The organism is Staphylococcus microti (assembly GCF_000934465.1).
Classification (GTDB): Bacteria; Bacillota; Bacilli; order Staphylococcales; family Staphylococcaceae; genus Staphylococcus; species Staphylococcus microti.
The window spans coordinates 1-530 of record NZ_JXWY01000046.1; the positions used below are offsets into that span (position 1 = coordinate 1).

Consider the following 530-nt stretch of genomic DNA (forward strand, 5'->3'; position numbering starts at 1 on the left):
ATTTCAAGATACAAATTAATGATTTTAGAGAACGATTAGATATTCCTGCTAGTTATCGTATGACACATATTAACCAAAAAGTCCTGACTCCTATTATTAATGAATTAGGATTTATCTTTCAAAATTTAAATATTAATAAAATTCAAACTAAAAAGAGCCGTAAAATTGAATGGTTAGAATTCACCTTTGAGCCCGAAAAACGCTTGCACAACGAAAGTCATACCCAGATAAAAAAAGTCAATAATGTTAAACATACGAAAGAAATTTTAAATGATGGATATTCTCAAAGTGAGCATGATCCTCAATTAGAAAAAGATAGAGCTGCATTTTTGAAACTGCTTAGAGAGGATTGGCGTAGTAAATAGTGGTTAGGTAACTTAGTTTGTTGAATACTTTTTTCGTCGCTATAAGTTATAATCTAGTTAAATGTCGTAAGAGCGCACTTATACGTCAAGTAAACAGACGTGTGCCAAATAGTAATTGGTTTTCATCGATTTTTTGTTTTTAAAATTCAAAGAAACGGCTTGAGG

Annotated in this window: 1 protein-coding gene; it reads left to right on the top strand. The window is 30.6% G+C overall.

Features of this window, described 5'->3' with window-relative positions; all coding sequences use genetic code 11:
* Nucleotides 1-365: replication initiation protein (locus TP70_RS08030; protein ID WP_044360855.1), on the top strand; the 365-nt coding region annotated here is incomplete at its 5' end.
* Nucleotides 366-530 lie beyond the last annotated feature (165 nt).